Annotated in this window: 26 protein-coding genes, 1 tRNA gene and 1 pseudogene; 14 read left to right on the top strand and 14 right to left on the bottom strand. The window is 60.3% G+C overall.

The features are described from left to right. Positions 1–30: 30 nt before the first annotated feature. Positions 31–1143: a 3-dehydroquinate synthase gene (gene aroB / locus N4A58_RS08630; RefSeq protein ID WP_293708939.1), complete on the bottom strand. Its 1113-nt coding sequence runs from the start codon at positions 1141–1143 to the stop codon at positions 31–33. Then, positions 1136–1690: pseudogene (locus N4A58_RS08625) on the bottom strand (shikimate kinase); the annotation flags it as partial. The pseudogene N4A58_RS08625 and the gene aroB, both read right to left, overlap by 8 nt. A gap of 123 nt (positions 1691–1813) precedes the next feature. Here N4A58_RS08625 and N4A58_RS08620 point away from each other — a divergent pair. The 5 genes from N4A58_RS08620 to N4A58_RS08600 all read left to right on the top strand — a co-directional run bounded on the left by N4A58_RS08620 (position 1814) and on the right by N4A58_RS08600 (position 6554). Beyond that, a complete protein-coding gene (locus N4A58_RS08620) occupies positions 1814–1963 on the top strand; it encodes a hypothetical protein (RefSeq protein WP_177218568.1) in 150 nt (49 codons plus the stop codon). Then, positions 1953–3464: a hypothetical protein gene (locus tag N4A58_RS08615; RefSeq protein WP_293708938.1), complete on the top strand. Its 1512-nt coding sequence runs from the start codon at positions 1953–1955 to the stop codon at positions 3462–3464. The genes N4A58_RS08620 and N4A58_RS08615 overlap by 11 nt, the downstream gene beginning before the upstream one ends. An 8-nt stretch (positions 3465–3472) precedes the next feature. Then, positions 3473–4402 (top strand): site-specific tyrosine recombinase XerD, encoded by a 930-nt coding sequence (locus tag N4A58_RS08610; RefSeq protein ID WP_293708937.1) that lies wholly within the window; start codon positions 3473–3475, stop codon positions 4400–4402. Between the two features lie 36 nt (positions 4403–4438). Next, positions 4439–5731, top strand: coding sequence for an HlyC/CorC family transporter (locus tag N4A58_RS08605; RefSeq protein WP_072706956.1), 1293 nt, complete (start codon positions 4439–4441; stop codon positions 5729–5731). 67 nt (positions 5732–5798) lie between these two features. Further along, positions 5799–6554: an SDR family NAD(P)-dependent oxidoreductase gene (locus N4A58_RS08600; protein WP_293708936.1), complete on the top strand. Its 756-nt coding sequence runs from the start codon at positions 5799–5801 to the stop codon at positions 6552–6554. Here the strand turns inward: N4A58_RS08600 and N4A58_RS08595 are convergent. The 3 genes from N4A58_RS08595 to N4A58_RS08585 form a co-directional block, all read right to left on the bottom strand. Further along, entirely contained in the window at positions 6551–8374 is a 1824-nt protein-coding gene (locus N4A58_RS08595; protein ID WP_293708935.1) for an ABC-F family ATP-binding cassette domain-containing protein, read from the bottom strand. The two genes, N4A58_RS08600 and N4A58_RS08595, sit on opposite strands and share 4 nt — an antisense overlap. A 39-nt stretch (positions 8375–8413) precedes the next feature. Further along, the gene (locus N4A58_RS08590) at positions 8414–9166 is read right to left on the bottom strand and encodes a GNAT family N-acetyltransferase (protein WP_293708934.1); all 753 of its coding nucleotides are present in this window, start codon (positions 9164–9166) and stop codon (positions 8414–8416) included. Between the two features lie 72 nt (positions 9167–9238). Further along, positions 9239–9694: an outer membrane protein assembly factor BamE gene (locus N4A58_RS08585; protein WP_293708933.1), complete on the bottom strand. Its 456-nt coding sequence runs from the start codon at positions 9692–9694 to the stop codon at positions 9239–9241. Between the two features lie 73 nt (positions 9695–9767). Between N4A58_RS08585 and N4A58_RS08580 the strand changes: the two genes are divergently transcribed. The 8 genes from N4A58_RS08580 to N4A58_RS08545 all read left to right on the top strand — a co-directional run bounded on the left by N4A58_RS08580 (position 9768) and on the right by N4A58_RS08545 (position 15238). Then, positions 9768–10331 (top strand): DUF177 domain-containing protein, encoded by a 564-nt coding sequence (locus N4A58_RS08580; RefSeq protein ID WP_293708932.1) that lies wholly within the window; start codon positions 9768–9770, stop codon positions 10329–10331. 171 nt (positions 10332–10502) lie between these two features. Next, positions 10503–10709, top strand: coding sequence for a 50S ribosomal protein L32 (rpmF, locus tag N4A58_RS08575; RefSeq protein WP_072706962.1), 207 nt, complete (start codon positions 10503–10505; stop codon positions 10707–10709). A gap of 28 nt (positions 10710–10737) precedes the next feature. After that, a complete protein-coding gene (plsX, locus tag N4A58_RS08570; RefSeq protein WP_072706963.1) occupies positions 10738–11829 on the top strand; it encodes a phosphate acyltransferase PlsX in 1092 nt (363 codons plus the stop codon). A 16-nt stretch (positions 11830–11845) separates the two neighbouring features. Then, the gene (locus tag N4A58_RS08565) at positions 11846–12817 is read left to right on the top strand and encodes a beta-ketoacyl-ACP synthase III (RefSeq protein ID WP_293708931.1); all 972 of its coding nucleotides are present in this window, start codon (positions 11846–11848) and stop codon (positions 12815–12817) included. An 86-nt stretch (positions 12818–12903) separates the two neighbouring features. Further along, positions 12904–13209: an integration host factor subunit alpha gene (gene ihfA / locus N4A58_RS08560; protein ID WP_072706965.1), complete on the top strand. Its 306-nt coding sequence runs from the start codon at positions 12904–12906 to the stop codon at positions 13207–13209. A 9-nt stretch (positions 13210–13218) separates the two neighbouring features. Continuing rightward, a complete protein-coding gene (locus N4A58_RS08555) occupies positions 13219–13932 on the top strand; it encodes a MerR family transcriptional regulator (RefSeq protein WP_293708930.1) in 714 nt (237 codons plus the stop codon). Positions 13933–13998: 66 nt separating this feature from the next. Beyond that, positions 13999–14075, top strand: a tRNA-Pro gene (locus tag N4A58_RS08550). A gap of 83 nt (positions 14076–14158) precedes the next feature. Next, positions 14159–15238: a 2'-deoxycytidine 5'-triphosphate deaminase gene (locus N4A58_RS08545; protein WP_293708929.1), complete on the top strand. Its 1080-nt coding sequence runs from the start codon at positions 14159–14161 to the stop codon at positions 15236–15238. Here N4A58_RS08545 and N4A58_RS08540 read toward each other — a convergent pair whose 3' ends face one another. The 8 genes from N4A58_RS08540 to N4A58_RS08505 all read right to left on the bottom strand — a co-directional run bounded on the left by N4A58_RS08540 (position 15239) and on the right by N4A58_RS08505 (position 23849). Continuing rightward, positions 15239–15430 carry a hypothetical protein gene (locus N4A58_RS08540; RefSeq protein WP_293708928.1) on the bottom strand — a complete coding sequence of 64 codons (192 nt, stop codon included), beginning with the start codon at positions 15428–15430 and terminating at the stop codon, positions 15239–15241. It abuts the gene before it with no gap. 68 nt (positions 15431–15498) lie between these two features. Next, positions 15499–16152, bottom strand: coding sequence for an SMC-Scp complex subunit ScpB (gene scpB, locus N4A58_RS08535; RefSeq protein WP_072706969.1), 654 nt, complete (start codon positions 16150–16152; stop codon positions 15499–15501). Beyond that, entirely contained in the window at positions 16145–16954 is an 810-nt protein-coding gene (locus N4A58_RS08530) for a ScpA family protein (protein ID WP_072706970.1), read from the bottom strand. The genes scpB and N4A58_RS08530 overlap by 8 nt, the downstream gene beginning before the upstream one ends. 4 nt (positions 16955–16958) lie before the next feature. Next, a complete protein-coding gene (locus tag N4A58_RS08525) occupies positions 16959–17948 on the bottom strand; it encodes a glycoside hydrolase family 3 N-terminal domain-containing protein (RefSeq protein WP_293708927.1) in 990 nt (329 codons plus the stop codon). A gap of 3 nt (positions 17949–17951) precedes the next feature. Beyond that, positions 17952–18947, bottom strand: a complete 996-nt coding sequence (locus N4A58_RS08520) for an SPOR domain-containing protein (RefSeq protein ID WP_083595703.1) — start codon at positions 18945–18947, stop codon at positions 17952–17954. An 80-nt stretch (positions 18948–19027) separates the two neighbouring features. Next, entirely contained in the window at positions 19028–20773 is a 1746-nt protein-coding gene (argS, locus tag N4A58_RS08515; RefSeq protein ID WP_293708926.1) for an arginine--tRNA ligase, read from the bottom strand. A gap of 52 nt (positions 20774–20825) precedes the next feature. Continuing rightward, the gene (locus N4A58_RS08510) at positions 20826–22649 is read right to left on the bottom strand and encodes a sodium:proton antiporter (RefSeq protein ID WP_293708925.1); all 1824 of its coding nucleotides are present in this window, start codon (positions 22647–22649) and stop codon (positions 20826–20828) included. Between the two features lie 18 nt (positions 22650–22667). Then, positions 22668–23849, bottom strand: coding sequence for a deoxyguanosinetriphosphate triphosphohydrolase (locus N4A58_RS08505; protein WP_293708924.1), 1182 nt, complete (start codon positions 23847–23849; stop codon positions 22668–22670). Between the two features lie 76 nt (positions 23850–23925). Between N4A58_RS08505 and N4A58_RS08500 the strand changes: the two genes are divergently transcribed. Further along, positions 23926–24249: an iron-sulfur cluster assembly accessory protein gene (locus N4A58_RS08500; protein WP_072706975.1), complete on the top strand. Its 324-nt coding sequence runs from the start codon at positions 23926–23928 to the stop codon at positions 24247–24249. A gap of 6 nt (positions 24250–24255) precedes the next feature. On the opposite strand, the gene N4A58_RS08495 is transcribed toward N4A58_RS08500, so the two are convergent. Next, positions 24256–25347 carry a hypothetical protein gene (locus N4A58_RS08495; RefSeq protein WP_293708923.1) on the bottom strand — a complete coding sequence of 364 codons (1092 nt, stop codon included), beginning with the start codon at positions 25345–25347 and terminating at the stop codon, positions 24256–24258. Positions 25348–25358 lie beyond the last annotated feature (11 nt).

The following is a 25358-nucleotide window of genomic DNA, read 5'->3' as shown; positions in this document are numbered from 1 at the left end:
GGCCCGCGACGATGGCGGGCCTTTGGGAGTTTAGCGGGCGTAGAGGGCTTCTTGGAGAAGCGTGCGTACCATGTCGCGCGGAACGTCCGAGGTGACGAACGCCCGGCCAATCCCGCGTGCGAGGATGAACCGGAGCTGGCCGTCGATGACTTTTTTGTCCTGCCCCATGAGGTCTAGCAGCTTGTCCGCATCGGGCAGATCGCCGGAAATGTCCGCAAGGTCCACTTTGGCGCCCATCTCGCGCAAGTGCTGGCGCAGGCGCGAGGGATCTTCTTGGGGGCAGAGGCCAAGGCACGACGAGAGTTCGAAGGCCAATGCGCAGCCGATCGCGACGCCCTCGCCGTGGAGCAGGCGATCAGAGTAGCCGGTAGCGGCTTCGAGAGCGTGGCAGAAGGTGTGGCCAAGGTTTAGGAGCGCGCGGTCGCCTTGTTCGGTTTCGTCGCGCAGAACGATTGCAGCCTTCATCTCGACCGAGCGTTTGACCGCATAGATGCGAGCGTCCACGTCGCCTGCAGCCATTTTGGATGCGTTTTTCTCCAGCCATTCGAAGAACTTCGCATCCCCGAGCAAGCCGTATTTTATGACTTCGCCGTAGCCCGCTAGGAAATCGCGTTCGGTCAGCGTTCCGAGGGCATCCGTGTCCGCCAGAACAAGGCTGGGTTGGTGGAACGCTCCCACTAGGTTCTTGCCATGAGGAGTGTTGATACCCGTCTTGCCGCCGACCGAGCTGTCGACTTGGGCCAGCAGGGATGTCGGGATTTGCACGAAACGCACGCCGCGGCGCAGGACCGATGCTGCAAAGCCCACCAGATCACCGATCACGCCGCCGCCCAAGGCCACGACCACATCGCGGCGCTCGACCTGTTCAGAGAGCAGCCATTCGACGGTGCGGGTGAAGTGGGGCCAGCTTTTGGTCCCTTCGCCTGCAGGCAGGGTCAGGGCAGTCATGGAGATGCCTTCAGCCTCGAGCCCCGCGCGCAACGTCTCCAAATGGAGAGCGCCCACGTTTTCATCAGTGACGACGGCGACTTTTTTCCGGCGCAGTAAGGGCGCGATTTCGGAACCAGCGCTGGCGATCAGACCTTGGCCCACGCGGATGTTGTATTCACGGCCGGGCAGCGGAACAGAGACGGTTTCAATCATCACAAACCTCCAGAACATCGGGGCGGGTTTTCAGAGCTTCGACCACGCGGTTTGCCATCTCGGGAATCGGCAGGCGCGGCTCAGAGGTCACGCGCAGGTCGGCCTTGGCGTAGATGGGCACGCGCTTGTGGTAGATTTCGGTCAGCGTCGCCTTTGGATCGCGGGTCCGCAGCAACGGGCGCGTATTTTTGTGGCGCACGCGGTTCCAAAGGGTTTGCAACTCTGCGTCCAGCCAGACCGACACGCCTTGCTCGTGAATCACCTCTCGGTTGCGGGCCTGCAGGAATGCGCCGCCGCCGGTGCTGAGGATCGCACCCTCGCTCGTGATAAGGCGCGAGATAACCTCGCTCTCGCGGGCACGAAAGAAATCCTCGCCATCGCGGGCAAAGATTTCAGGGATGCTCATGGCTGCTGCGCGCTCGATTTCTTCGTCCGAATCCAGAAAAGGCACGTGCAGGCGTTCGGCCAAGGCGCGGCCCACGGCTGTTTTTCCGGCTCCCATCATCCCGATCAGAACGACAGTCTTTTTAAGGCGTAGTGTCATGGCTCCCGCTTCGGATCGTCGGCGTGTTCACGCTAAATTGCAATTCGACGCCTTCAATGACGTGAACTTGGCGGAAATGCCATATATAATCTCGGCCAAACCCAAACACACGAGAATGAGGGGACTATGGGGCGCATCATCAAGTGGTTATTTTATCTGGTTGTTTTAGGCGGCATCGGGCTGGTCTGTTATGCCTATGTTGGCCCATTTTTGGGTGCCGATTTTTCTGCGCCTGCGGATGAAGTGCGTCAGGAGGTCATCCTGCATGTGGAATAAGGCCGCCATTCTGGTGGCCCTGTGGCCGGGGCTTGCGCTCGCGCAGCAGCCCCTGTCCGCAATAGACTGGCTGTCGAACTCGATCGAGGCCACCCCCATCGCAATGCCCCCGGCCCAAGACAATCTGGGCAGCAGCGAAATCCCTGAAGTGGTGGTCACTCCTTTGGGAGGGCCCTCGCCCGATGCGGCTGGACTGCTGGCGCGGTCTGTCACCGGTTTCCCCAGAGACCTGTGGTCTCAGAGCGACCCCGAAGATTTAGCCCGCCTGATGCGCCAGGCCGGAAATGCAGAGCTGCCCGCCATTCGCGCCCTGATGTTCACTCTGTTACTGGCCGAGGCCGATGCGCCCACCGGTCTGCAACGCACCGGCGATTTTCTACAATTGCGTGTGGATCAGCTTTTGCGTCTTGGTGCCGTGGAACAAGCCGAAGCCCTGATGGAGCGCGCGGGAATCGACACGCCGGAGCTGTTTCAGCGCGCATTCGATGCGTCTTTGCTGACTGGCAACGAAGACACGCGCTGCGCGGAGATCGACCGGAGGCCAGAACTGTCCGCCCGTTATCCGGCGCGAATCTTTTGTTTGGCACGGCGCGGAAACTGGAGCACCGCAGCACTGGTTCTGGGCACAGCCGAAGTGCTCGGGATGCTGACCCCTGCCGAGGATGCGCTGCTTGCGCGTTTCCTTGATCCTGACCTTTTCGAAGCAGACGATATGCTGGCCTTTCCGGATGTGCCCACACCCCTGGAATTTCGCATGTTCGAGGCGATTGGCGAGCGTATGCCAACTGCCCCTCTGCCCCGCGCCTTTGCCCACGCAGACCTGCGCCCCGTGGCCGGTTGGAAAGCACAGCTTGAGGCAGCAGAGCGTCTAGCGCGTGCTGGCGCCCTGTCCGAGAACAGCTTTCTTGGTATCTATTCCGCCCGTTTGCCCGCTGCATCCGGTGGCGTCTGGGATCGCGTCGAAGCGGTGCAGCGGTTTGAAACCGCTTTGAACCGCCGCGACAAGCAGGCGATCATCCGCACGCTGCCAGACGCGTGGAGCCGTATGGGCGAAGTCGGCTTACAGGTACCCTTTGCCCGCCTCTTCGGCACTCGGCTTTTGGACATTGACCTGAATGGGGCGCATGAACGTCAGGCGCTTGAGGTTGCGCTCTTGTCTCCCGGTTATGAGGAAGCCGCGCGACGTTTGCCCAACATCACGCCGACCGACGCGATGCTGCGCGCCATCGCCTCTGGGCAGATGCCGGACACGCCGCCCTCGCAACCGCAACTTCGGGCGATCTACGACGGATTTACCAACGACCCTTCGCGCCAGTTGCAAGCCATGATCGACAACGGAGCCATCGGCGAAGCGATCCTGAGTGCGATGGCCAAGCTGTCGCAGGACCTGCGCAGCGATCCGCGCCAGATCACAGAGGCGCTTTCGCTTTTTCGGGCGGTTGGACTTGTCGGCACCGCGCGCTCGGTCGCGCTACAGCTGTTGCTGTTGGAGACTGTCTGAGGGCTGCAATGGAAGACCACCGCTGGATTTCCAGCTTTCTCGAAGCACAGGCCGCCGAACAGAACGCCGCAACGAACACGCTCTTGGCATATGGGCGGGATTTGAAAGATGCGGTAGACTGGTTGGCGCGGAACGGCAGCGGCTTTGGCACCGCGCGACGCAATGACCTAGAGAACTACCTGATTTTTTGCGAGGCGCAGGGCCTGTCCCAATCCACGCGTGCGCGCCGCCTGTCTGCGCTAAAACAGTTGTTCCGCTTCGTGCATGATGAGGGCTGGCGCGACACCAACCCCGCCATTCAGATCACCGGACCGGGCAAAGCGAAACGCCTGCCCAAGACCCTAAGCCAAGAGGACGTCACGCGCCTGCTAGATGCCGCGGCCGACTCGGGACGGAACGCAGCCGAGCAGGCCCGCAACACCTGCCTGATGGAACTACTCTATGGCACCGGAATGCGCGTGACAGAACTGGTGAGCTTGCCCGTGGCCGCCACACGCGGCGATCCCCGCATGCTTCTGATCAAGGGCAAAGGCGGCAAAGAGCGCATGGTCCCTCTGTCTGAGCCCGCCCGAGACGCCCTGATCCTGTGGCTTGAACACCGCGATGCTGCCGAGGAAGAGGCGCGACTCAAGGGCAAACCTGCCTCGCCCTTTCTCTTTCCGTCGCGGGGCAAACTCGGGCATCTGACCCGCCACGCCTTCTACCTGATGATCAAGGATTTCGCCGTCCAAGGGGGCGTGTCCCCCTCGGCAGTCACGCCCCACACCTTGCGCCACGCCTTTGCGACTCACCTCTTGGCCAACGGGGCTGACCTGCGGGCGATCCAAACGCTTTTGGGGCACGCGGACCTTGGCACCACGGAAATCTACACGCATGTTCTGGAAGAGCGGCTGAAATCGCTGGTTTTCGAACATCACCCCTTGGCGAAAGGCTCTTAAAGCGCCATCTGCCCCCAAAACACTTCTGAGAGACTTATGGACACCTCCCTATTTGACGCTTCGTTCTGGACGACCGCCGGTGGCATTTTGCTGCTTCTGGTTTTCTCTGGTCTGTTTTCGGGTTCTGAAACCGCGCTGACAGCCGCCTCGCGCGGGAAACTGCGGGCCAACGCGGACAAAGGGTCCAAGGGCGCGGAACAAGCGCTGAAGATCACCGAAGACAATGAACGTTTGATCGGCTCGGTCCTGCTCGGGAACAACCTTGTCAACATTCTGGCGACATCGCTGGCAACCGCGCTCTTTACCCGTCTCTTCGGGGAATCGGGCGTCGCGCTGGCGACAATGGTCATGACCCTGCTGGTTCTGATCTTTGCCGAGGTGCTGCCAAAAACCTACGCGATCACCAATGCCGAGGTGGCCGCCGCCCGTGCAGCCCCCATGATCACCCTGATCGTCAAAGTCTTTTCGCCCATCGTTTCAGCCGTCCGCGCCTTGGTTCGTTTGGTGCTGCGTATGTTCGGCGTCCAGATCGACCCTGACAGCCAAATCCTTGCCGTGCGAGAAGAGATCGCAGGCGCCTTGCACCTCGGTCACTCCGAAGGCGTGGTCGAGAAAGAGGACCGCGACCGCATTCTTGGTGCTCTCGACCTGAACGACCGTTACGTCGAAGAGGTCATGCTGCACCGTTCCTCGATCGAGATGATCAATGCCGAGGATTCGATCGAAGACATTCTGGCCCAGTGTCTGGAAAGCAATCACACCCGCCTGCCCCTGTTCAAAGGCGATCAGGAGAACATCATCGGCGTGGTCCATGCCAAGGATCTGATGCGCGCCATGGACACCATTCTGCGCGATGAAGAGGCGATGAAAGCCTTTGATATCGCCAGTGTCGCGATGAAGCCCTATTTCATTCCCGACACCACCTCGCTGGATGAGCAGATGCGCCAGTTCCTGCGCCGCCGTACGCACTTTGCGCTGGTGGTGGACGAGTACGGCAGCATCGAAGGCCTGATCACGCTGGAAGACATCCTCGAAGAGATCGTTGGTCAGATCACCGACGAATTCGACGCCGAGGCTGAACTGCCGATCAAGAAGGCAGAGGACGGCACCTATATCGTCGAGGGCCACATGACGATCCGCGACCTGAACCGTGCGACCGAATGGAACCTGCCGGACGACGAGGCGAACACCATCGCGGGCCTTGTGATCCACGAAGCGCAGACCATCCCGACCCCCGGTCAGGTGTTCAGCTTCCACGGCTTCCGCTTCTTGGTTCTGGCGCGCGAGGCCAACCGGATCACCAAGCTGAAGATCCGCCCCCTACAGTAAGGGCTGGACAGTCCGCCGCGTTCCGGCCACTTTCTGAACAACCGTTCAGTTAGGGGGGGGAACTCGGATGGATTTGACTGGCGTAAAGGCTGTCGTTACCGGCGGCGCATCGGGCTTGGGCAACGCGACAGCGCGGTTTCTGGCCGCCTCGGGCGCTCAGGTTGTCCTGCTGGACCGCGACACTGCGCGGGGGCAGGAACAGGCCGCCGAGATCGGCGCAGGCTTTCAGGAATGCGACGTCACGGACGAAGGGTCGGTTCAGGCCGCCCTGTCCGCTGCCGCAGACCACATGGGCGGGCTGACCGCCGCGATCAACTGCGCGGGCATTGCGACAGCGGAAAAGACTTTGGGCCGGAATGGGCCCCACGGGCTGGACAGCTGGAAACGCACGATCGACATCAACCTGACTGGCAGCTTCAACGTCGGGCGCTTGGCCGCTGAAATCATGTCAAAAAATGCGCCGGATGTGGACGACCAGCGCGGGGTGATCGTCAACACTGCGTCCATCGCCGCATTCGAGGGGCAAAAGGGTCAGGCGGCCTACGCCGCTTCCAAAGGGGGGATTGCGGCGCTGGCCCTACCCATGGCACGAGACTTGGCATCGGTGGGCGTCCGATGCATGGCAATCGCGCCGGGCATCTTCCGCACGCCGATGCTGGAAAGCTTGGGCCAAGAGGTCATGGACGGTCTGGCCGCCGATGTGACTTTCCCCAAGCGGCTGGGAGACCCGAAAGAGTACGCGCGCACCGTCGGCTTTATCCTGACCTGCCCCTATTTGAACGGGTCGGTTATCCGGATCGACGGCGCGCTGCGGATGCCTTAACCGGCCGCCTTCTCTTCGAGTTCCAGCCACTCTTCTTCAGCGGCGGCGAGTTTCTCTTGCCGCTCGACCAGCGCTTCAGTGGCCTTTTTGAACTTGAGCGGCTCTTTGGTGAAGAGCTCGGGATCGGCAAGGAATTCTTCAAGCTTGGCGATCTCGGCCTCTAGGCGCTCCATCTCGGCAGGCAGCGCATCTAGGCGGTGCTTCTCGCTATTACTCAGACCGTCTTTGGTGGGCTTGGGCGCGGCAGCAGGATTCGGCGCTGCTGCAGGCTTCTCTGCCTTGGGCGCGGCTTTGGCCTCTTCTTTCGCGGTCAGAGCCTTTTGCGTCTGATAGTCGGACCAGCCGCCGGCATAAACTGTCGCCTTGCCGTTGCCCTCCATCGCGATGGTCGTCGCCGACACGCGGTCAAGGAAGTCACGGTCGTGGCTGACCAGCAGCACGGTGCCATCATAGCTGTCCAGAAGCTCTTGCAACAGATCCAGCGTTTCCACGTCCAGATCGTTGGTCGGTTCGTCGAGCACAAGGAGGTTACTCTCGCGCGCCATAATCTTGGCCAGCAACAGACGCGCCTTCTCACCGCCCGACAGGCTGCGCACAGGGGCGCGGGCTTGGGCTTCGGCGAACAGGAATTCCTTTAGGTAGCCAACCACGTGCTTGGGGTTGCCACGCACCATCACCTGATCCGCCAGCCCGCTGACACGCATATCGGGATCGCCGGTCAGGCTGTCCCACAGGGTCATCTCAGGGTCCAGCTGCGCGCGGGTCTGGTCAAAGATCGCGGGAAGCAGGTTGGTGCCAAGGGTCACGGTGCCCGTATCCGGCTGCTCCTGCCCCATCAGCATCTTCAGCAGCGTCGTCTTGCCCACGCCGTTCGGCCCGACAAAGGCCACACGGTCCCCCCGCTGGATCTTGATCGAGAAGTCCCGCAGGATGACCTTGTCGCCGTAGGTCTTGCTGATGCCCTCAGCCTCTATCACGCGCTTGCCCGACTGAGGGCCGCTTTCCAGCGCCATAGCGGCAGCGCCTTGGCGTTTGATCTGGCTGGCCCGCTGAGCACGCAGGTCTTGTAGGGCGCGGACACGGCCTTGGTTCCGCTTGCGACGGGCGCTGATGCCTTCGACGGCCCAGCGGGCCTCGGCCTTGATTTTGCGGTTCAGCTTGTGACGCTGCTCGTCCTCGTCTTCCCAAACCTTATCGCGCCACGCCTCGAAATTCTCGAAACCCAGTTCCTGACGACGCACTTCGCCGCGATCGACCCACAGGGTCGCACGGGTCAAGGCACGCAGGAATGCGCGGTCGTGGCTGATCAGGACAAAGGCGTCGCGGGTGGTCTTCAACTCATTTTCCAGCCAGGCAATCGCCTCGATGTCGAGGTGGTTGGTCGGCTCGTCCAATAGCATCAATTCGGGCGCTTCGGCCATCAGCTTGGCCAAAGCGGCGCGGCGGCGTTCCCCGCCCGAGGCCACGTTCACATCACGCGACGGATCGAATTTCAGCCCCTCGGCCACCATCTCAATTTTGTACATCTCGGAGGCATCCAGACGACTGGATGCGAAATCCCCCAGCGTCGCGAACCCTTCCATTGTGGGGTCTTGCTCCATGTAGCCCACGGTAACGCCCGGGCCCGCCACGCGGTCGCCGCTGTCAGGTTCGACCAGACCGGCCATGACCTTCATCAGGGTGGATTTGCCAGACCCGTTGCGGCCAACCAAGGCCACACGGTCCCCCGGCTGAACGTTCAGCGAGAGGCCGGAGAAAACAGGATCACCGCCGAAAGTCAGCGAGATGTCGGAAAGCTGGAGTAAGGGTGCGCGTGCCATGGCATCGCGCTATCTCTGCCCCGCATCGCCGTCAAGGGGTCAGCCTGCGACGGCGCGCAACAGCTTCTTGCGGGCGGGGGGAATCGCGGCGATTTCAACACCGGTAAAGACATGGAGCGTGTTCATCTGGGCATCGACAACCGCGTGGTCACTGACCCAGCCGCCCATCATCAGATAGGTCTTGAGCAGCGGCGGCATCCGACGCATCGCCAGCTTCGCATCCGGCTTGCGGCGCAGACGGGCGGCAAAGCGAAAGACGTCGGGCGCTTTGACCTTGGGCAGCCAGCGTTTCGGGCCAAGATGCCGTTCCTTGAGCAGCGCAAAGGCGTCAAAGTACTCCTGTGCATCGGTCCCACGAAAACTGGAGCACCCGAACAACATCTCTACCCCTGAATCGTCCACGTAGCGGGTCATCGCCCCCCAAGCCACGCGCAGAATGTCGGGATCGGTGACGGCTGGGTGAATGCAGAACCGGCCCATCTCGACCATCTTGCCCGAATACGCCTCTAGCGCGGCCAGATCGTAGTATTGGGCCGCGTAGCTGCGGGAAATCTCGGACCCAGAAGTCAGCGGCAGCATACGAAAACAGCAGACCAGATCGCCGGACCGATGATCTTCGACCAACATGTGCTGGCAAATGCCGTCGTAGGCGTCGGTATCAAGGCTGCCATCCCGCGCCTCCGCACCCGTCTCGGCGACGAAAGCTTTATAGCGCAGGCGCTGTGCCGCCTCGATATCGGCGGCACTTTGGGCAAGTCGGGTGACGTAACGTCCCTTCATCAAGTTCAGCATCGTCGATCCCTGCTAGGTCGGATGTCCTACCCGCCTAGCATACAACCTGCGACGCGACCGTGACAGGGAAAGTTAGTTGTCGAACGCTTGGCTCAGGTCCAGACCGCCAACGTTACCAAAGAGTTGTGTCAGGAATGGAACGTCGTTTGCGTTATTGCCTGTGACGCGGCGCGACAGGGGCACAACTTTGCCGTCCTGAAGCGTGTAACGTTCGACATTCGAAACCACGCCGGCGTCATCGAACCGGATCGCAACGATCTGACGATCAACAATTTCCGGCTCGCGCATTCCGTAGCTGCGCACATTTTTTGACACGTAGTAGTAGGCGTCGCTTCGGGCCACACCCGAGGTCGTCGGCGTCCCGATCACCTCGGATACTGTGTCGCGCGTATCCACGCCCACCAGAATGTTCGCCAGATCGTCGTCCGAGGGCGTATACCCATGCAAACGGTACTGCGCCACACACCCTGCGACGGCGATCACTGCTGCCAGGCAGGTCGCCCGTCCCATCCATTTAACCGCTCGCATCCTGCTGCCCCTATTGAACTCGACATATATAAGCTTTTATCCCGATTACAGAAGGAAAGGCACCGGTTCAAGAATGCAAGACTCAGCTCCCCTACCGCAGCACATCCTGCGGATCGCGGATTTGCCCCAGCGCAAACCCACTCGCGTCACCCTGACGCCCACTCCCGAGGAAATGCGCGCCGTTGCCTCTGATCTGGGTCTGGATGGCCTGCGAAAGCTACGATTCGAGGCTGAATTGTCCCCGATGGGCAAGACCGACTGGCAGCTCAAAGGTACCTTGGGCGCGACTGTGGTACAGCCCTGTGTGGTCACACTAGAGCCTGTAACAACGCGTATCGATACGGGAATCGAGCTGACATATTTGGCAGACTTGCCTGAAATTGAGGGCGAGGAAGTGGAAATGCCCGAAGACGAGTCGATCGAACGCTTGCCCGCTGCGATCGATATCGCAGAAGTGATGATCGAGTCGCTGGCCCTGAACATCCCGCTTTATCCCCGCGCCGAGGGCACCGATCTGGTCGAAATGCAGGTGACCGAGCCCGGCAAGAAGGCGATGACGGATGAAGACGCCAAGCCTTTCGCTGGCTTAGCAGCCCTTCGGGATAAATTAGGCGGGGACAGCGGGGAAAATTCCTGATACCCCCTTGCGGAACGCCGGAAAAAAGGTATTTTCCGCGCCTCATCGGAATTTTGGGTTGGACACGGACTGCGCCTAGGACTATAGGCCCCGTCAACCCGCAACGACGCCGGGCAACGCCCCAGACTGACAACTCCGGGCCCCGCCCGCCTAAAGCATAGAGGTAGGACAATGGCTGTCCAACAGAACAAAGTTTCGAAATCGCGCCGCAACAACCGCCGTGCCCATGACGCTCTGGTTGCAGGCAACCCCAACGAGTGCACCAACTGTGGCGAGCTGAAGCGCCCCCACCACGTGTGCCCCTCGTGCGGCCACTACGACGATCGTGAAGTCGTAGCGCTGAACAACGAGATCGATCTGGACGAAGACGCAGCGTAAGCTTCTTCTTTGAGAGAACGGGCGACCCATGACTGCGACCCAGAATCCTGAGCGCACGGACGCCCGTACCGTCACCCTATCCATTGATGCAATGGGTGGGGATCGCGGGCCCTCGGCAGTGATCGACGGCCTTGCGCTATCGGCAGAGAAAAATCCTGACATTCGCTTCCTTGTCCATGGTCCAGCCGCCGAGTTGGAGCAGCTGATCGCCCGCAAGCGCGGTCTGGCAGAGCGATGCACCGTGCGCGATGCCGCTGGCGTCGTCAGCATGGAAGACAAACCCAGTCAAGTGATGCGCCATGGCAAGGGAACCTCGATGTTCTCGGCCATTGATGCTGTCCGCAATGGTGAGGCGGACGTCTGCGTGAGCTGCGGCAACACCGGTGCCCTGATGGCGCTGTCGATGGTCCGTCTGCGCAAGCTCCCCGGTGTAAATCGTCCCGCGATTGCGGTGCTTTGGCCCTCTCGCAACCCGATGGGCTTTAACGTCATGCTCGACGTCGGGGCTGATATCCGTGCGGACGAAGAAGACCTGTTGCAATACGCGCTGATGGGTGCGTCCTACGCCCGCAACGGCCTGGATTTGGCCCGCCCTCGCATTGGCCTGCTCAACGTTGGCACCGAAGAACATAAGGGCCGCGCAGAAATGAAGGCTGCGCATGACCTGATCGAAGCAAATGCCGAAGCCGGCAATTTCGACTTCGTAGGTTTTGTTGAAGGCGGCGACATCCCCTCGGACAAAGTTGACGTGATCGTCACCGACGGCTTCACCGGCAACATCGCGCTCAAAACCGGTGAAGGCACCGCGAGCCTTGTGCGCTCTTTGCTCAAAGAAGCGTTCGAGTATAGCTTCCTTTCCAAGATCGCCGCTCTGCTGGCCCTGACGTCGCTCAAACGTTTGCAGAAGCGTATCGATCCGCGCCGCGTGAATGGCGGCGTTTTCCTCGGGCTCAACGGGACCGTGGTGAAATCTCATGGCTCTGCCGATTCGACAGGTGTTTCGGCCGCCGTGAAGCTGGCCTTCCAACTGGCGCAGAGCGGATTTACGAACAAACTCGCCGCGCGGGTTGCATCTGCAGCAACGCTGGCTCAGGATGCCCGAAACACAAACGATAACTAAAAACGGTTCTGAACAAATGACTCTTCGAGCGGTGGTGAAAGGCGTTGGGCATTACCTGCCTGAGCGGGTGGTTCCTAATAGCGAGTTCGAAGAGACAATTGACACCAGCGACGAATGGATTCGCAGCCGCTCTGGCATTGAGCGACGCCATTTCGCCGCCGAAGGTCAGACCACGTCCGATCTGGGCATCCGCGCCGCCAAGGCCGCGCTTGCCGACGCTGGCCTAGAGCCCGATGATCTGGACGCCATTGTGGTGGCCACCTCGACCGCCGATTTCACCTTCCCGTCTGCAGCGACGATGATTCAGTCCGGTCTGGGTATGACCCGCGGATTTGCCTTTGATGTGCAAGCTGTCTGTGCAGGCTTTGTTTTTGCGCTCACAAATGCGAACGGTCTCATTCTTTCTGGTCAGGCCAAACGCGTTCTCGTGATCGGCGCTGAGACCTTTAGCCGGATCATGGATTGGGAAGACCGCGGCACCTGTGTCCTGTTTGGCGACGGCGCTGGCGCGTTGATCCTAGAGGGCGAAGAAGGAAACGGCACCACCGACGATCGGGGCATTCTGGCAACCGATCTAAACTCGGACGGCACGTATCGTGACATCCTGTATGTGGACGGTGGCGTGTCCACCGGAACGACTGGCCACCTGCGCATGCAGGGCAAGGAAGTCTTCCGCCATGCCATTGAAAAACTTGCACAAACCGCACACACCTCGCTCGAAAAAATCGGGCTGTCCGGTGACGATGTGGACTGGATTGTGCCCCATCAGGCCAACCTGCGCATCATCAAAGGCACCGCCCAAAAGATGGGTGTGCCCATGGACCGCGTGGTCGTGACCGTTCAGGATCACGGCAATACCTCGGCCGCATCAATCCCGCTGGCGCTGTCTGTCGGCAAGGAGCGCGGACAGATCAAACAGGGCGATCTGGTTGTCACCGAAGCCATTGGCGGTGGTCTCGCGTGGGGCTCTGTGGTCATCCGGTGGTAACGAAACGTACACCTCCGGCAAGTTGTTGATATTGACTCGTAAAATCCAAGCACCCTATTGTTCACTGAGCAACGGGGAGAGCTATCATGGGTGAAAAGACCCTTACGCGGATGGACCTTAGCGAAGCCGTCTTCAACGAAGTCGGTTTGTCGCGAAATGAATCCGCACAGCTGGTAGAAAGCGTCTTGGAACACATGTCCGATGCGCTTGTGAGTGGTGAACAAGTCAAAATTTCCTCATTCGGAACCTTCAGTGTTCGGGAAAAGGCGGCGCGTGTTGGCCGCAACCCTAAAACCGGCGAGGAAGTGCCAATCCACCCCCGCCGTGTGCTGACGTTCCGTCCATCGCATCTGATGAAGGACCGTGTCGCAGACGGGAATCGCAAAAAATAAGGCTTCCCCATGGCCCGAAAGTCCCCTGATGCGTTTCGAACAATCAGCGAAGTCGCTGACTGGTTAGAAACCCCTGCCCACGTTCTGCGGTTCTGGGAGAGTAAGTTCACTCAGGTGAAGCCGGTCAAGCGTGCCGGCGGGCGACGTTATTACCGACCCGCCGACATGGAATTGCTTGGCGGGATCAAGAAGTTGCTCCACGATGAGGGCATGACGATCAAAGGCGTGCAGAAGATTCTGCGCGAGCAGGGCGTCAAGCACGTGGCTGGATTGTCAGAAACGATAACAACGCCTGATACCAAATCCGTAACTGTCGAGAGTGAAAGCGTCCCAGCCCCGCCCAAGCCAGAGCAGACGCTGCCGGAACAGGCGCCCCTGCCCCCGCTCCCGAAGACAGAGAAACGCGAGCCGCCAAGCGAGGCCGAAGACGGTTACCAGCAGGGCAATCTCTTTGGCGACGATTTCGAGGACACGAGCGAAGTGGAGCTTTTGGAGGTCGACGTCGAAGATACTCCTGCCCCAGCGCCCGCCGAAATCATTCCACTGCGCCCTACCCCGGGGCCAGCGGCCCCAAAGGCAGCCCGAGCGCCCGAGTTTGTTCGTGAACCTGCGCCCCGTCTTCTGGCTATGGCCTTGCAAACACCGGAAAAACAGCTTCCTGCGCTTAGCGCGCTGGCACCACAGATCCGCGCCCTGCACACGCGACTGAGCCAACCGAAATAATTTCAAAAATCGGCGATTTCGCTCTTGCGCCTGCCGCCCACAACTGTAGAAAGCCTCACACAACGTCGGGCTATAGCGCAGCCTGGTAGCGCGTCCGTCTGGGGGACGGAAGGTCGCAGGTTCGAGTCCTGCTAGCCCGACCATTAAAACGCCCGAGTGCCTACACGGCCTCGGGCGTTTAATGTATCTGGGGATCGGTAACGATCCGAAGCGAGGAGGCCGCGACATGACCCTGCCCACCGGTGTTTTGCCGAGTCAGACAATCTCTGAAATGGTTGAGAGCGGTGCGATCACGATTGACGCCCCCCTGCTGACCGGCCAAGTCCAACCTGCCAGCCTCGATCTACGCCTCGGCAAGGTGGCCTACCGGATACGCGCCTCGTTCCTGCCGGGTCATGGGGTGCCAGTGGCAGAGCGGCTGGACGATTTCACCATGCACCAAATCGATCTGACGAATGGTGCCGTGCTGGAAAAGGGCTGCGTCTATCTGGTTCCTCTGATGGAGGGCTTGAACCTGCACGACGGCATTACAGCCGTGGCGAACGCCAAGTCCTCGACCGGCCGTCTGGACCTACTGACGCGCTGTGTGACCGACGGTGGCACTGAATTCGATCGCATTCCCGCAGGCTACTCTGGTCCCTTGTACGCCGAGATTTGCCCGCGTTCGTTCAGTGTTCTGGTCCGCCCGGGCATGCGCCTGAACCAGATCCGTTTCCGCAATGGCCAAAGCGTGCTGGACGACAACGCACTGCGCGCGTTGCACGCCTCTGAGATGCTGGTGAACGGAGAGCCAGTCATTGACGATGGTCTGGGCTTCTCGGTCGATCTGAGGCTCTCTGGCACTGATCTGGTGGGCTACCGCGCGAAACCCCACACGGGTGTGATTGATCTGGACCGCATCGGCGCATACGACCCTGCCGAATTCTGGGAAGAAATCCGCACCGACAAGGGCCGTATCATCCTCGACCCCGGTGCATTCTACATTCTGGTCAGCCAAGAGGCTGTGCACATTCCCCCCGCCTATGCCGCCGAAATGGCGCCCTATCTCGCAATGGTTGGGGAATTTCGCGTGCACTATGCCGGGTTCTTCGACCCTGGCTTTGGCCACGCAGCAGTTGGCGGGTCCGGCGCGCGCGGCGTCCTAGAAGTCCGCTGCCACGAAGCACCATTTGTGCTCGAGCATGGGCAGGTCGTCGGACGCCTGATCTATGAGAAAATGGCAGATCGTCCCGCGACTCTCTACGGCGCAGATCTGGCGTCGAACTATCAGGGACAGGGTCTAAAACTGTCCAAACACTTCAAGTGATCAGAAGCGGCGCATCACACGGCTGATTTGGCGTGCTTTCTTGGCGATATCACCATTCTTCTGACCAGAGACGGGGCCACCTTTGGCCCCTTTTCCTTTGGAAAAATGGTCGATGCCAGCGTTGATGCCTTTGTTCATCAGGCGGCGTCCGAACAGACGCATGGCGATGTTGATGATCTGGTTGGCGTTCATGGTGGCCTCTCGGTTGCAACTCTTTAAAGGTACGCACGCCGCGCACCATTTCAACCCGCAGACGTGGATCAATCTTCGAACAGCTCGGTTTGACCCGCCAATTCTTCGTCTTGATCCTCTTCGCCGCGCGGCGTGGGAATGGTCCCTGCCCCTAGCATCCGGCTGTCGAGCAAGCCCGCTGAGCGCAGTTCTGACAGGCCTGGCAAGTCACGCGCGCTCTCCAATCCGAAGTGATCCAAGAACTCTTGCGTCACGACAAAGGTCACAGGGCGTCCTGGTGTCATGCGGCGGCGGCCAAAGCGAATCCACTCCATATCCAACAGCTGGTCGATGGTGCCCCGACTCACGGTAACGCCGCGAATCTCTTCAATCTCGGCCCGAGTGACGGGCTGGTGATAGGCGATGATCGCCAGCGTCTCGATCGCAGCACGGGACAGCTTGCGGACCTCGATCCGCTCTTGCTGCATCAGGAACGCCAGATCGGGCGCTGTGCGGAAGGCCCAAGCATCGCCAACGCGCACCACACGCACCCCCCTGCCCTCGTACCGCTTGCGAAGATAGGCCAGCGCTTCGGCCGCGTCACAGCCATGGGGCATCCGCGCGTTCAACTCGGCAACGGTCACAGGCTCTGCGCTGGCAAAGAGAATGGCTTCGACCATACGCTCCTGCTCGGCGATGACCGGCGCGTCAAACAAGCTCTGTTCTTCGTCGTGCTTACTCATGGCGGTTTTCCCGTCGGCGCAACTGGATCGGCGCAAAGGTTTCGGTTTGGCGGATCTCGGCCTTGCCCTCTTTGACGAGCTCCAAAGAGGCAGCAAAGGTCGCAGCGGTGGCAGTCCGGCGGCGCTTGGGGTCCTCGACCCAGCCGTCGGGCAGATAGGTCGACAGGTCCACCCACTCGCCGACAAAGCCAATGAGGCTCCGCATCTTTTCCAGCGCTTCTTCCATGGTCAGGATGCTGTCGCGATCCAGCACAAAGGGGCGGAATTCATCCTTGGTCCGAATGCGCGCATACCCACGCATCAGATCAAGGATCGTGGCGGTGTATTGCACCTTGCGCACGCGTTCCATGTCTTCTGGCAGACCACGGGCAAAGAAATCGCGTCCCAGTTGGTCCCGTGCCATCAACTTGGCCGCTGCGTCACGCATGGCTTGCAGACGCTCCAGCTGGAACGCGAGATGTGCGGCCAGTTCTTCGCCCGTGGGGCCATCCTCGGTCGGATCGGGGGGTAGCAGCAGGCGCGATTTCAGGAACGTCAGCCACGCCGCCATCACCAGATAATCGGCGGCCAGTTCGATCCGCAGCTTCTTGGCCTTTTCCACGAACGCTAGATACTGCTGCGCGAGACGCAGAACGCTGACACGGCGCAGGTCCACCTTCTGGGTCCGCGACAGGGTGAGCAAGACGTCCAGAGGCCCTTCAAAGCCTTCGACATCGACGATCAGCGCCTCGGCGGCGAGCCGGTCTTCGACGGTCGCGCCATCGCCCCGCCCGCGGGGATCATCGCTGAATAGATCGTCCATGGCCTCACCCGTTCAAGAGGGAGGAAAATTCTGCCTCTAGGGCCGAAATGTCAATATCGCTGGGGGATCGCCGCTGCGCCAAGGCCCGCTCCGCACGAACCTCCGCCTGTTCGGTCAGGTCACCACAGACGTTTGCAATGCTCTCCATCTCGTCGAGTTCACCGTTGCAGTGCAAGACCACATCGCAGCCTGCCGCGATCGCCTTTTCAGATCGACGCGCCACAGTGCCGGACAGCGCGCCCATGCTGATGTCATCGGTCATAATCAACCCGTCAAAGCCGATGTCTTGGCGGATCAAGCGCATCATCTTGGGCGACAGGGTGGCGGGGCGGTCATCCAGTGCCTCGAACACCAGATGGGCCGTCATCCCCAAGGGTAAATCGCTCAGCGCCTTGAAGGCCGCGAAATCCACGTTACTAAGGGTCTCTGCATCGATCTCGACACGAGGCAAATCCAAGTGGCTGTCCACGCGGGCCAACCCATGGCCAGGCATATGCTTGAGCACCGGAAGCACGCCGCCATCTAAATGCCCCTCGGCACAGGCACGGGCATTGGCGATCACATCTTGCAGTTCCTCGCCATAGCAGCGATTGCGCAGGAACGGATGAGTGTCGGCCCGGGCCATATCGGCCATCGGCGCACAGTTCCCGTCGATGCCAAAGGACAGCAGTTCTGCCGCAATCAGGCGATAGCGCAGCCAGAACGCACGGGCGGCATTGGGACCGGCCGCGCAGGCCATTTCCAAGGGCGGCGTCCAATCACGCACCAGCGGCGGCCGCAAACGCGCCACGCGTCCCCCCTCTTGGTCGATAAAGATCGGCGCGTTCCAACCAACCGCCTCGCGCAGGTCCGCTGTCAGCTTTCGGAGCTGCTCCGCACTCTCGATGTTCCGTGCAAACAGGATAAAGCCCCACGGTTGTGCGGCCCTGAAAAAGTCACGCTCGGCGCCTGTCAGCACAGGCCCCGAGCATCCAAAGATAGCGGCAAGGTTCATGGGTTAGCGCAGCGCGATCGGGATACAGGCCGCGTTGCCCGCCACCAGCACCGAGCAGAACCGGCGCGAGTCGGCCAGGTCGTCAAAGCCGTGCACGCGCAGGCGGTAGAAAATGCGCCCACCGCTCTCGGCCTTTTGGATCACACGGCTTTTGCCGTCGAAAAACTCAGCGAATTGGCCGCTGATGCGAGTCCATTCAACGCGCGCGATTTCGGGGCTCTCATACGCGCCAAGCTGCACCAAACGGGTGCCAGCAGGCAGCGCGGTTGCGTCAAGTTCCGTTGCAGGCGATGTGATGGAGGCGACAAAGTCATCGCTTGCCGATGCGACCTGCACCGAGTCTCCTGCGGGGAACGGGCGAATCTGCGGGCGCAGTGCGACCACTGCGGAATCAGCAACGTCGTCCAGCATCAACGTTTCTTGGGGTTTCACTGCCAAAGCCAGTTGATTCGCCAAAGCCGCGAAGTCGTCTTCGGTATCAACAACGTTATCCAGCGGGACGGGAATGTTTGCCTCATCTACCAAAACGTCGGAATCGTTTTCTGCGAATTCGGTCGACTCTGCAGGGACTGGCTCAACAGGCATGATTTCGGACAGCGGAGCGTCCTCTGCGGCGACGTCCAGCTGTTCCGGAGCTAGGACGACTTGCTCAACAGGTGCGTTATTCGCACCTGCTGCCACCACTTCATTGACCGCGAGGCCCAAATTCTCGGCTTGTTCACCGCCGGGATCGGCTGGGGCCACGCGCACGGGCCCCTCCATCGCGGCGACAACGGGTATGCCACTGACATCCCGCACAATCGTCCCGTAACCCCATAGAACAACAGCAGAAACCACAGCCACAGAGGCTACAGAGCCGACAATATTAATCAGCTTGCGGCGCGGGCTGTCTTCGACAACGAAGTCCTGCATGTAGTCTGCGGGGTCATCCCAGCCATAGTTTCCACCATACTGGTTATAGGGCGTGTAACCGCCCTGTGACGATTGATAATCCGCCATCACTGCCTCTCTGATCCCAGCGATCCCGGACTGCCGCTGGTTATATCTACTGCTCGTGTTTCGCCTGTGGGCTGCGTTCTTTAGCGCAGTTCCTCAGCTGGCGTGACACCCAAGATACCAAGACCGGCTGCAATCACAACGGCTGTCGAACGCGCTAGGGCGATTTTTGCTTGCGATGTGGCAGAATCGTCGTCCTGAATAAATCTCAGGCTGGTATTCTCGTTGCCACGGTTCCAGAGGCCGTGCAAATCCGATGCCAATTCATACAGATAGAAGGCGATACGGTGCGGCTCGTTGGTGCGCGCAGCGATTTCCACCAGACGCGGCCATTCCGCAATCTTCTTGAGCAGGTTCAATTCGGCTTCGTGGTCCAGCTTGGTGTGGTCCGCCGCCAGCAGGGTCGCGTCATCGACCGTGATGCCCGCTTCAGCGGCCTTGCGCAGGACCGAAGCCACGCGGGCGTGGGCGTACTGCACGTAAAAGACGGGGTTGTCCTTGGACTGTTCCAGAACCTTGTCGAAGTCAAAGTCCAGCGGCGCGTCGTTCTTGCGGGTCAGCATAACGAAACGGGTCACATCGGGGCCAACCTGCTCGACCACGTCGCGCAGCATGATGAATGTCCCTGCCCGCTTGGACATCTTGAAGGGCTCGCCGTTCTTGAACAGCTTCACCAGCTGGCACAGCTTGATGTCGACGGGCACTTTGCCACCGGACAGCGCGCTGACAGCAGCCTTCATCCGTTTGACGTAGCCGCCATGGTCGGCGCCAAACACGTCGATCAGCAGATCAAAGCCGCGCTGCACCTTGTCGTAGTGATAGGCGATATCGGGCGCGAAATAGGTCCACGCGCCGTCCGACTTCTTGATCGGGCGGTCCACGTCATCACCATAATCGGTCGATTTGAACAGGGTCTGTTCGCGGGGTTCCCAATCCTCGGGCAACTTGCCTTTGGGGGGCTCCAGCGTGCCGCGATAGATCAGGCCCTTGTCGGTCAGATCCTGAATAGCGCCTTCGATCCGGCCCGTGCCGTAGAGCGATTTTTCGCTATAGAACACATCCATCTCGACGCCGAGCATCTTCAGGTCTTCGCGGATCAGATCCATCATCGCTTCGGTGGCGAATTCGCGCACTTCGGTCAGCCAAACCTCTTCGGGCTGATCGACATAAGCGGCGCCGACCTTGTCTTTCAGGTTCGCGCCGACTTCGATCAGGTACTCGCCGGGGTACGTCCCGTCTTCGAACGCCACTTCCTGACCGTGCGCCTCGAGGTAGCGCAGGTAGACAGAGCGCGCCAGAACGTCGACCTGTGCGCCGCCATCGTTAATGTAATATTCACGGGTCACATCGTAGCCCGCGAAATCCAGCAGGCTAGCCAGCGCGTCACCAAAGACCGCGCCACGGGTGTGACCGACGTGCAGCGGGCCGGTGGGGTTCGCCGAGACGTATTCGACGTTCACTTTCTTACCCGCGCCCACTTCGGAACGGCCAAAACGTGTGCCGCTGTTCAGAACCGCCGAAACCAGTCCCTGCCACACGGCGGGCGCAAGACGCAGGTTGATAAAACCGGGTCCAGCCACTTCTGCACTGGTGATACGGTCGTCCGCAGCCAGTTTTTCGACCAGCTTTTCTGCGATGTCGCGGGGCTTCGACTTTGCAGCCTTGGCCAGCACCATCGCGGCATTGGTCGCCATGTCCCCGTGCAGCGGATCACGCGGCGGCTCCACCGTGACGTTGGCGAAATCGAGGTCCTCGGGCAGCGCGCCCTCGGCCTGCATTTGCCCGAGCGCGGCAAGAACAACAGCGTGAATATCGGTAAAGAGGTTCATAGGTCCAATCCTGTCTGATTGAGGACGGGATGTACCAGCCCTATGCCCCGCGTCAATCCCGAGAGGCAGAATCCTCCTTGGGGGGCAGCATTGCCAACAGGGTCACGCCCGACTTTTCACGCGGGGGGTGTTCCGGTCCAAGCAAACGCACGCTCCCGTTTTCGAAAATCTCCATCATGGGCACGCCATCGGGGCGGTCGGCCTCCCATTGTTCCAGAGTGTAGTCGTCCGTCAGGTTCGTGCGGCCAAAGCGCCAGCCCTGCAGCATCAAGCTGCTGAGTTCGCGGTGGGTGCGCCCAGAGCCCAATTCACGGCCGCCCAGAGTGACAGGCAGCGTGTGACGGCGGGACTCCTCGCGTGAACGGGCGATCTGCCAGACGTTCTCACGGCCAAACTCGGGGGCCAGATCGGTCGCCACGAGGGTGTTGTAGGCATCATTATCCGTGGCAGCGATGACCTTTTCAAAGGGGACCAAATCCAGCGTATTGTGTGCATCTTCTGACAGGATATCCCCGTAATAGGTGCGTACACCTGCCTCTCGGGCACTGCGCAGGCGCGACCGATTGCGATCAACGACCAGCACGGGCATCTCGGCATCCTGCAACGCTTTGGCCAGCGCCGTCGACCAGCGTGATCCCCCCACGATCAGCACGCCAGAAGCGCGATCCGCAGTGAGGCCCAGCCAGCCCGCCAATGGCGCCAGAGTAAACCCGTGCAACACCACCGTGGCCGCGACGAGCGCGAACGCGAGCGCCGGAATTTTGGACGCGTCGTCATACCCCAATTCCACCAAACGCTCTGCAAAAAGACCGGCAACCGCAACCAAGACCACCCCGCGCGGCCCCGTCAGCGCGATCAAGATGCGCTCTTTCATTGGCACGTCAGATCCCAGCAGAGACACCATGACCGTCACAGGACGGGCCAGCAAAATCACTACAATGATAAAGCCCAAAGTGCTCCATTCCATCGCAAAAAGGGTGTCGCGGTCCATGTTGGCGGCAAGCAGAATAAAGACGCCGGACACCAGCAGAACGGTTGCGTGCTCTTTGAACCTGCGCAATTCATCGTAGCTGGGAAGCTCTGCGTTGGCGATCACAACGCCCATCACGGTCACTGCCAGCAACCCGCTTTCGTGCAGAACAGCGTCAGAGGCCGCAAAGACTGCCACCAAGACTGTGAACAGCACAGGGACCTTCATGTATTCCGGCACGACCCCGCGGGTGAAACCTTGGGCGATACCCCAACCCGCTGCCAGGCCAAGAATGGTCGCAACGCCGATACCCAACGAAAATTCGGTGACAGCCTCGCCCACTGTTGCGGTGTCTGCCATCACGAGAACCACGGTAAACGCCAGAACAGCCGCCAGCGCGCCCACCGGATCGTTCACGATCGCTTCCCACTGCAGCAGCTTAGCGGGGCGCTGTTGCAACCGCGCCTGACGCAAAAGCGGCGCGATCACGGTTGGCCCAGTGACCACCATAATCCCGCCAAAGACGCTGGACGCCGCCCATCCAAGACCAGCGGTATAATGCAAGGCTGCAGCTGACAGAGCCCACCCAAGAGGCGCCCCGATGAACACCAACCGCCTGACGCCAACACGCGCTTCTCGCAGTGAATGGAAGTCGAGGGTCAGCCCGCCCTCAAATAGGATAATTGCCACCGCGATGCTGATCATCGGCTTCATCAGCGGGCCGATGTCCCTAGCCGGATCAAATATCCCTAGACCTGGCCCGACGATCAGACCAGCCAGCAACATCAGAACGATTGCGGGCATCCGCAGACGCCACGCCAGCCACTGGCTCCCGACACCCAAGGCTCCAACCAGCGCAATCGCATTTACGGGACCAAGCCCCGCCACTTCACTCGCTACAGCCATGGATGTTCCTTCGTCGTCTTATCGTTGTGCCGGTCCGTGCAGATCCCCTAGCCCCTGTCCACCGCACAGCCGCGCATGCTCTAGCAGTGCGAACCGGTCGGTCATGCCAGACACATAGTCGGCAACGCTGCGCGCGATCTCTGTCTCACCTTGGTCCCGGACGGCCGCAATCTGGGCCTGCCAGTTCTCTGGCAACATCCGAGGATCGTTCAGATAAGTCTGGAACAGATCGATCGTTACCTGCGTCACGCGCTTGCGCACTTCGACAACAGAAGGGGCGCGGTACATCCGCGTGAACAGGAAACGACGGATAACGTTGATCTGTTCCCTCAGGTCATCAGAAAATGTCACCATTGCAATTCCGGCCATGCGCAATTCTTCGACCGAGCCTGCCCCCGTGGCCTTGAGGTTGGCCTGAGCGGTGTCGATCACATCACCCACCATGACCCCGAACACGCGGCGCAAGGCCTCGTACCGACGGCGGCGGCGGTCCAAGTTAGGGTACTTGGCGTCCACCTCGGCATAGGCATCGCAGACGATCGGCAATGCCGCGACCTCTTCTTCGGTAAAGAGCCCTGCCCGCAAACCATCCTGCAAATCGTGGTTGTTGTAGGCCACGTCATCAGCAATGGCCGCCACCTGCGCCTCGGCACTGGCGTGAGTGTTCAACTCCAGATCATGTCGCGCGTTGTATTCGGACAATGCATAGGGATGTGGTGCAGGAACCGGACCGTTGTGCTTGGCGATCCCTTCCAGCGTTTCCCACGTTAGGTTCAGACCGTCGAAATCTGCGTAGTGGGTTTCCAGCTTGGTCACAATGCGCAGGGCTTGGGCGTTGTGGTCAAACCCACCAAAGGGCGCCATCAATTCAGCCAAGGCATCCTCGCCTGTGTGCCCAAACGGTGTGTGGCCCAAATCATGGGCCAGCGCCACGGCCTCGGTCAGCTCCTGATTCAGCCCCAATGCGCCGGAAATAGTGCGCGCCACTTGGGCGACTTCCAATGAATGGGTCAGGCGGGTGCGGTAATAATCACCCTCGTGCTCCACAAAAACCTGAGTTTTATGCTTCAGCCGCCGGAAGGCGCTGGAATGCAGGATACGGTCCCTGTCCCTCTGAAAACAGGACCTGAAGGTGCTGCCTTCTTCCTCAAAAAGCCGGCCGCGACTGCGTGCCGGATCACATGCGTAGGGTGCTTGCATGCCCCCTCCTTGTCGCTGAGTGCTGCACCACATATATTCGAGAAGTCCGCCAATGCAAAAACTTCGGAGATCATTGATGAATCTGCCCCCCAAGGTCACGCCCCGCGCCTTTGACCGCTTGCACGAAATCGGTGCTGCGGCTTCGGGCAAGGCACTGCGCGTCGCCGTCGAAGGCGGCGGCTGCTCGGGCTTCCAATACGAGATCAAGCTGGACGAACCCACGGCCGACGATCTACTGCTCGAAGGCGCCGGAGAAACAGTTGTCGTGGACAGCACCTCTTTGCCGTTCCTCGCAAACGCGGTGATCGATTTCACCGAAGAACTGATCGGCGCGCGTTTCGTGATCGAGAACCCGAATGCCACCAGCTCTTGCGGCTGTGGCACCAGCTTCTCGATGTAAAACGGTTCAGAGCCGCTCGTAAGGGCGTGCGAACACTTCGAAAAATGCGTCAAAGCCAGAACAGGTCGCAGCCGTGTGCAGCCGGTTGAATGCCGGAAAGCTCAGCTGCGACTCGATCTGCGCCCGCATGCTGTGCCAATCGCCTGTCCGAGACTGCGACATACCCCGCAAAACATCTGTCACCTCTCGCAATGGTGACACGTTGGGCAGTGGCAAATGTGCCGAAAACGGGCCCGTTGGCAATTCCAACTGCATCACGCCGAGCCCCGCCTCATAAGCCGCGGGCTGCGCAGCAAACAGCAGAATCAAATCGTCGTCCGCCTCTTGCGGCAACGCGCCATCGAACCGCAAACGCGACACCTGCCGGAACAGGTAATTTTCAATGGGTTGTGGAACGGTCATCCCCAGCAAATGACAAACCGAGATGAGTCGCCCCACAGTGATCGGGTCGTCCGCCAAGAACCCGTAGAATAGCCCGTTCTCGACGCTTTTCTGAATCACCGCCATAGACGGCGGCTGCACATCACCCATCGCCGTCAAAATCGTGATCCCCCGCGCAAGGTCGGCCCCCATCGGCAATTGTGCAAACACATCCGCCCGCGCCAGACGGCGCATCAACCGACCGACCAATGCCTGATCTTCGGCATGACCCAGAGCCGAGGTGTTGCGCTGCCAAAACAACCAACTGACATAAAGCCGTCGATCATCCGATTGCTCTGCTCCCACCAGTTCGCGCGAACGAATCCAGTTGATCATACGCGCTGCCACCTGACCGGGCATACCCTGACGCTCCAACTCCAAAGCGATGTGCAAAAGGCGCGGGTATTCTTCGGTTCGGAACTGCAGAATATCGGTGAGTTGCTCGTAAAGTTCTGCAAATTTCTGGATCAAATCCCAGTGGAGCGTCACATTGCAGCGCCGCGCCGCCATAAGCAGATACACAATTTCCGTGAGCCACTTGGCGCTTTCAGGCTCGTGCCGATGGTGCAGGATGTTGTCGGCCAGTTGCCGCCAAACCAAAGGGGTCTCTACCTTGGGCCGGAATGCAATGATATTGTCCGAGTCAGTCTCGGTAAATGCGGGGCTTACGGAAAACAAAAAACGCTCCA

The sequence above is a fragment of the Donghicola sp. genome (assembly GCF_025210255.1).
Taxonomy (GTDB): domain Bacteria; phylum Pseudomonadota; class Alphaproteobacteria; order Rhodobacterales; family Rhodobacteraceae; genus Donghicola; species Donghicola eburneus.
The sequence above is the reverse complement of the archived record's forward strand: the minus strand, read 5'-3'. Positions and strand labels throughout refer to the sequence as shown.

What these genes read in the sequence shown, in the direction of transcription:
- aroB (WP_293708939.1), bottom strand. Translation starts at nt 1,143, where the DNA reads ATGATTGAAACCGTCTCTGTTCCGCTGCCCGGCCGTGAATACAACATC.
- N4A58_RS08620 (WP_177218568.1), top strand. Translation starts at nt 1,814, where the DNA reads ATGGGGCGCATCATCAAGTGGTTATTTTATCTGGTTGTTTTAGGCGGC.
- N4A58_RS08615 (WP_293708938.1), top strand. Translation starts at nt 1,953, where the DNA reads ATGTGGAATAAGGCCGCCATTCTGGTGGCCCTGTGGCCGGGGCTTGCG.
- N4A58_RS08610 (WP_293708937.1), top strand. Translation starts at nt 3,473, where the DNA reads ATGGAAGACCACCGCTGGATTTCCAGCTTTCTCGAAGCACAGGCCGCC.
- N4A58_RS08605 (WP_072706956.1), top strand. Translation starts at nt 4,439, where the DNA reads ATGGACACCTCCCTATTTGACGCTTCGTTCTGGACGACCGCCGGTGGC.
- N4A58_RS08600 (WP_293708936.1), top strand. Translation starts at nt 5,799, where the DNA reads ATGGATTTGACTGGCGTAAAGGCTGTCGTTACCGGCGGCGCATCGGGC.
- N4A58_RS08595 (WP_293708935.1), bottom strand. Translation starts at nt 8,374, where the DNA reads ATGGCACGCGCACCCTTACTCCAGCTTTCCGACATCTCGCTGACTTTC.
- N4A58_RS08590 (WP_293708934.1), bottom strand. Translation starts at nt 9,166, where the DNA reads ATGCTGAACTTGATGAAGGGACGTTACGTCACCCGACTTGCCCAAAGT.
- N4A58_RS08585 (WP_293708933.1), bottom strand. Translation starts at nt 9,694, where the DNA reads ATGCGAGCGGTTAAATGGATGGGACGGGCGACCTGCCTGGCAGCAGTG.
- N4A58_RS08580 (WP_293708932.1), top strand. Translation starts at nt 9,768, where the DNA reads ATGCAAGACTCAGCTCCCCTACCGCAGCACATCCTGCGGATCGCGGAT.
- rpmF (WP_072706962.1), top strand. Translation starts at nt 10,503, where the DNA reads ATGGCTGTCCAACAGAACAAAGTTTCGAAATCGCGCCGCAACAACCGC.
- plsX (WP_072706963.1), top strand. Translation starts at nt 10,738, where the DNA reads ATGACTGCGACCCAGAATCCTGAGCGCACGGACGCCCGTACCGTCACC.
- N4A58_RS08565 (WP_293708931.1), top strand. Translation starts at nt 11,846, where the DNA reads ATGACTCTTCGAGCGGTGGTGAAAGGCGTTGGGCATTACCTGCCTGAG.
- ihfA (WP_072706965.1), top strand. Translation starts at nt 12,904, where the DNA reads ATGGGTGAAAAGACCCTTACGCGGATGGACCTTAGCGAAGCCGTCTTC.
- N4A58_RS08555 (WP_293708930.1), top strand. Translation starts at nt 13,219, where the DNA reads ATGGCCCGAAAGTCCCCTGATGCGTTTCGAACAATCAGCGAAGTCGCT.
- N4A58_RS08545 (WP_293708929.1), top strand. Translation starts at nt 14,159, where the DNA reads ATGACCCTGCCCACCGGTGTTTTGCCGAGTCAGACAATCTCTGAAATG.
- N4A58_RS08540 (WP_293708928.1), bottom strand. Translation starts at nt 15,430, where the DNA reads ATGAACGCCAACCAGATCATCAACATCGCCATGCGTCTGTTCGGACGC.
- scpB (WP_072706969.1), bottom strand. Translation starts at nt 16,152, where the DNA reads ATGAGTAAGCACGACGAAGAACAGAGCTTGTTTGACGCGCCGGTCATC.
- N4A58_RS08530 (WP_072706970.1), bottom strand. Translation starts at nt 16,954, where the DNA reads ATGGACGATCTATTCAGCGATGATCCCCGCGGGCGGGGCGATGGCGCG.
- N4A58_RS08525 (WP_293708927.1), bottom strand. Translation starts at nt 17,948, where the DNA reads ATGAACCTTGCCGCTATCTTTGGATGCTCGGGGCCTGTGCTGACAGGC.
- N4A58_RS08520 (WP_083595703.1), bottom strand. Translation starts at nt 18,947, where the DNA reads ATGGCGGATTATCAATCGTCACAGGGCGGTTACACGCCCTATAACCAG.
- argS (WP_293708926.1), bottom strand. Translation starts at nt 20,773, where the DNA reads ATGAACCTCTTTACCGATATTCACGCTGTTGTTCTTGCCGCGCTCGGG.
- N4A58_RS08510 (WP_293708925.1), bottom strand. Translation starts at nt 22,649, where the DNA reads ATGGCTGTAGCGAGTGAAGTGGCGGGGCTTGGTCCCGTAAATGCGATT.
- N4A58_RS08505 (WP_293708924.1), bottom strand. Translation starts at nt 23,849, where the DNA reads ATGCAAGCACCCTACGCATGTGATCCGGCACGCAGTCGCGGCCGGCTT.
- N4A58_RS08500 (WP_072706975.1), top strand. Translation starts at nt 23,926, where the DNA reads ATGAATCTGCCCCCCAAGGTCACGCCCCGCGCCTTTGACCGCTTGCAC.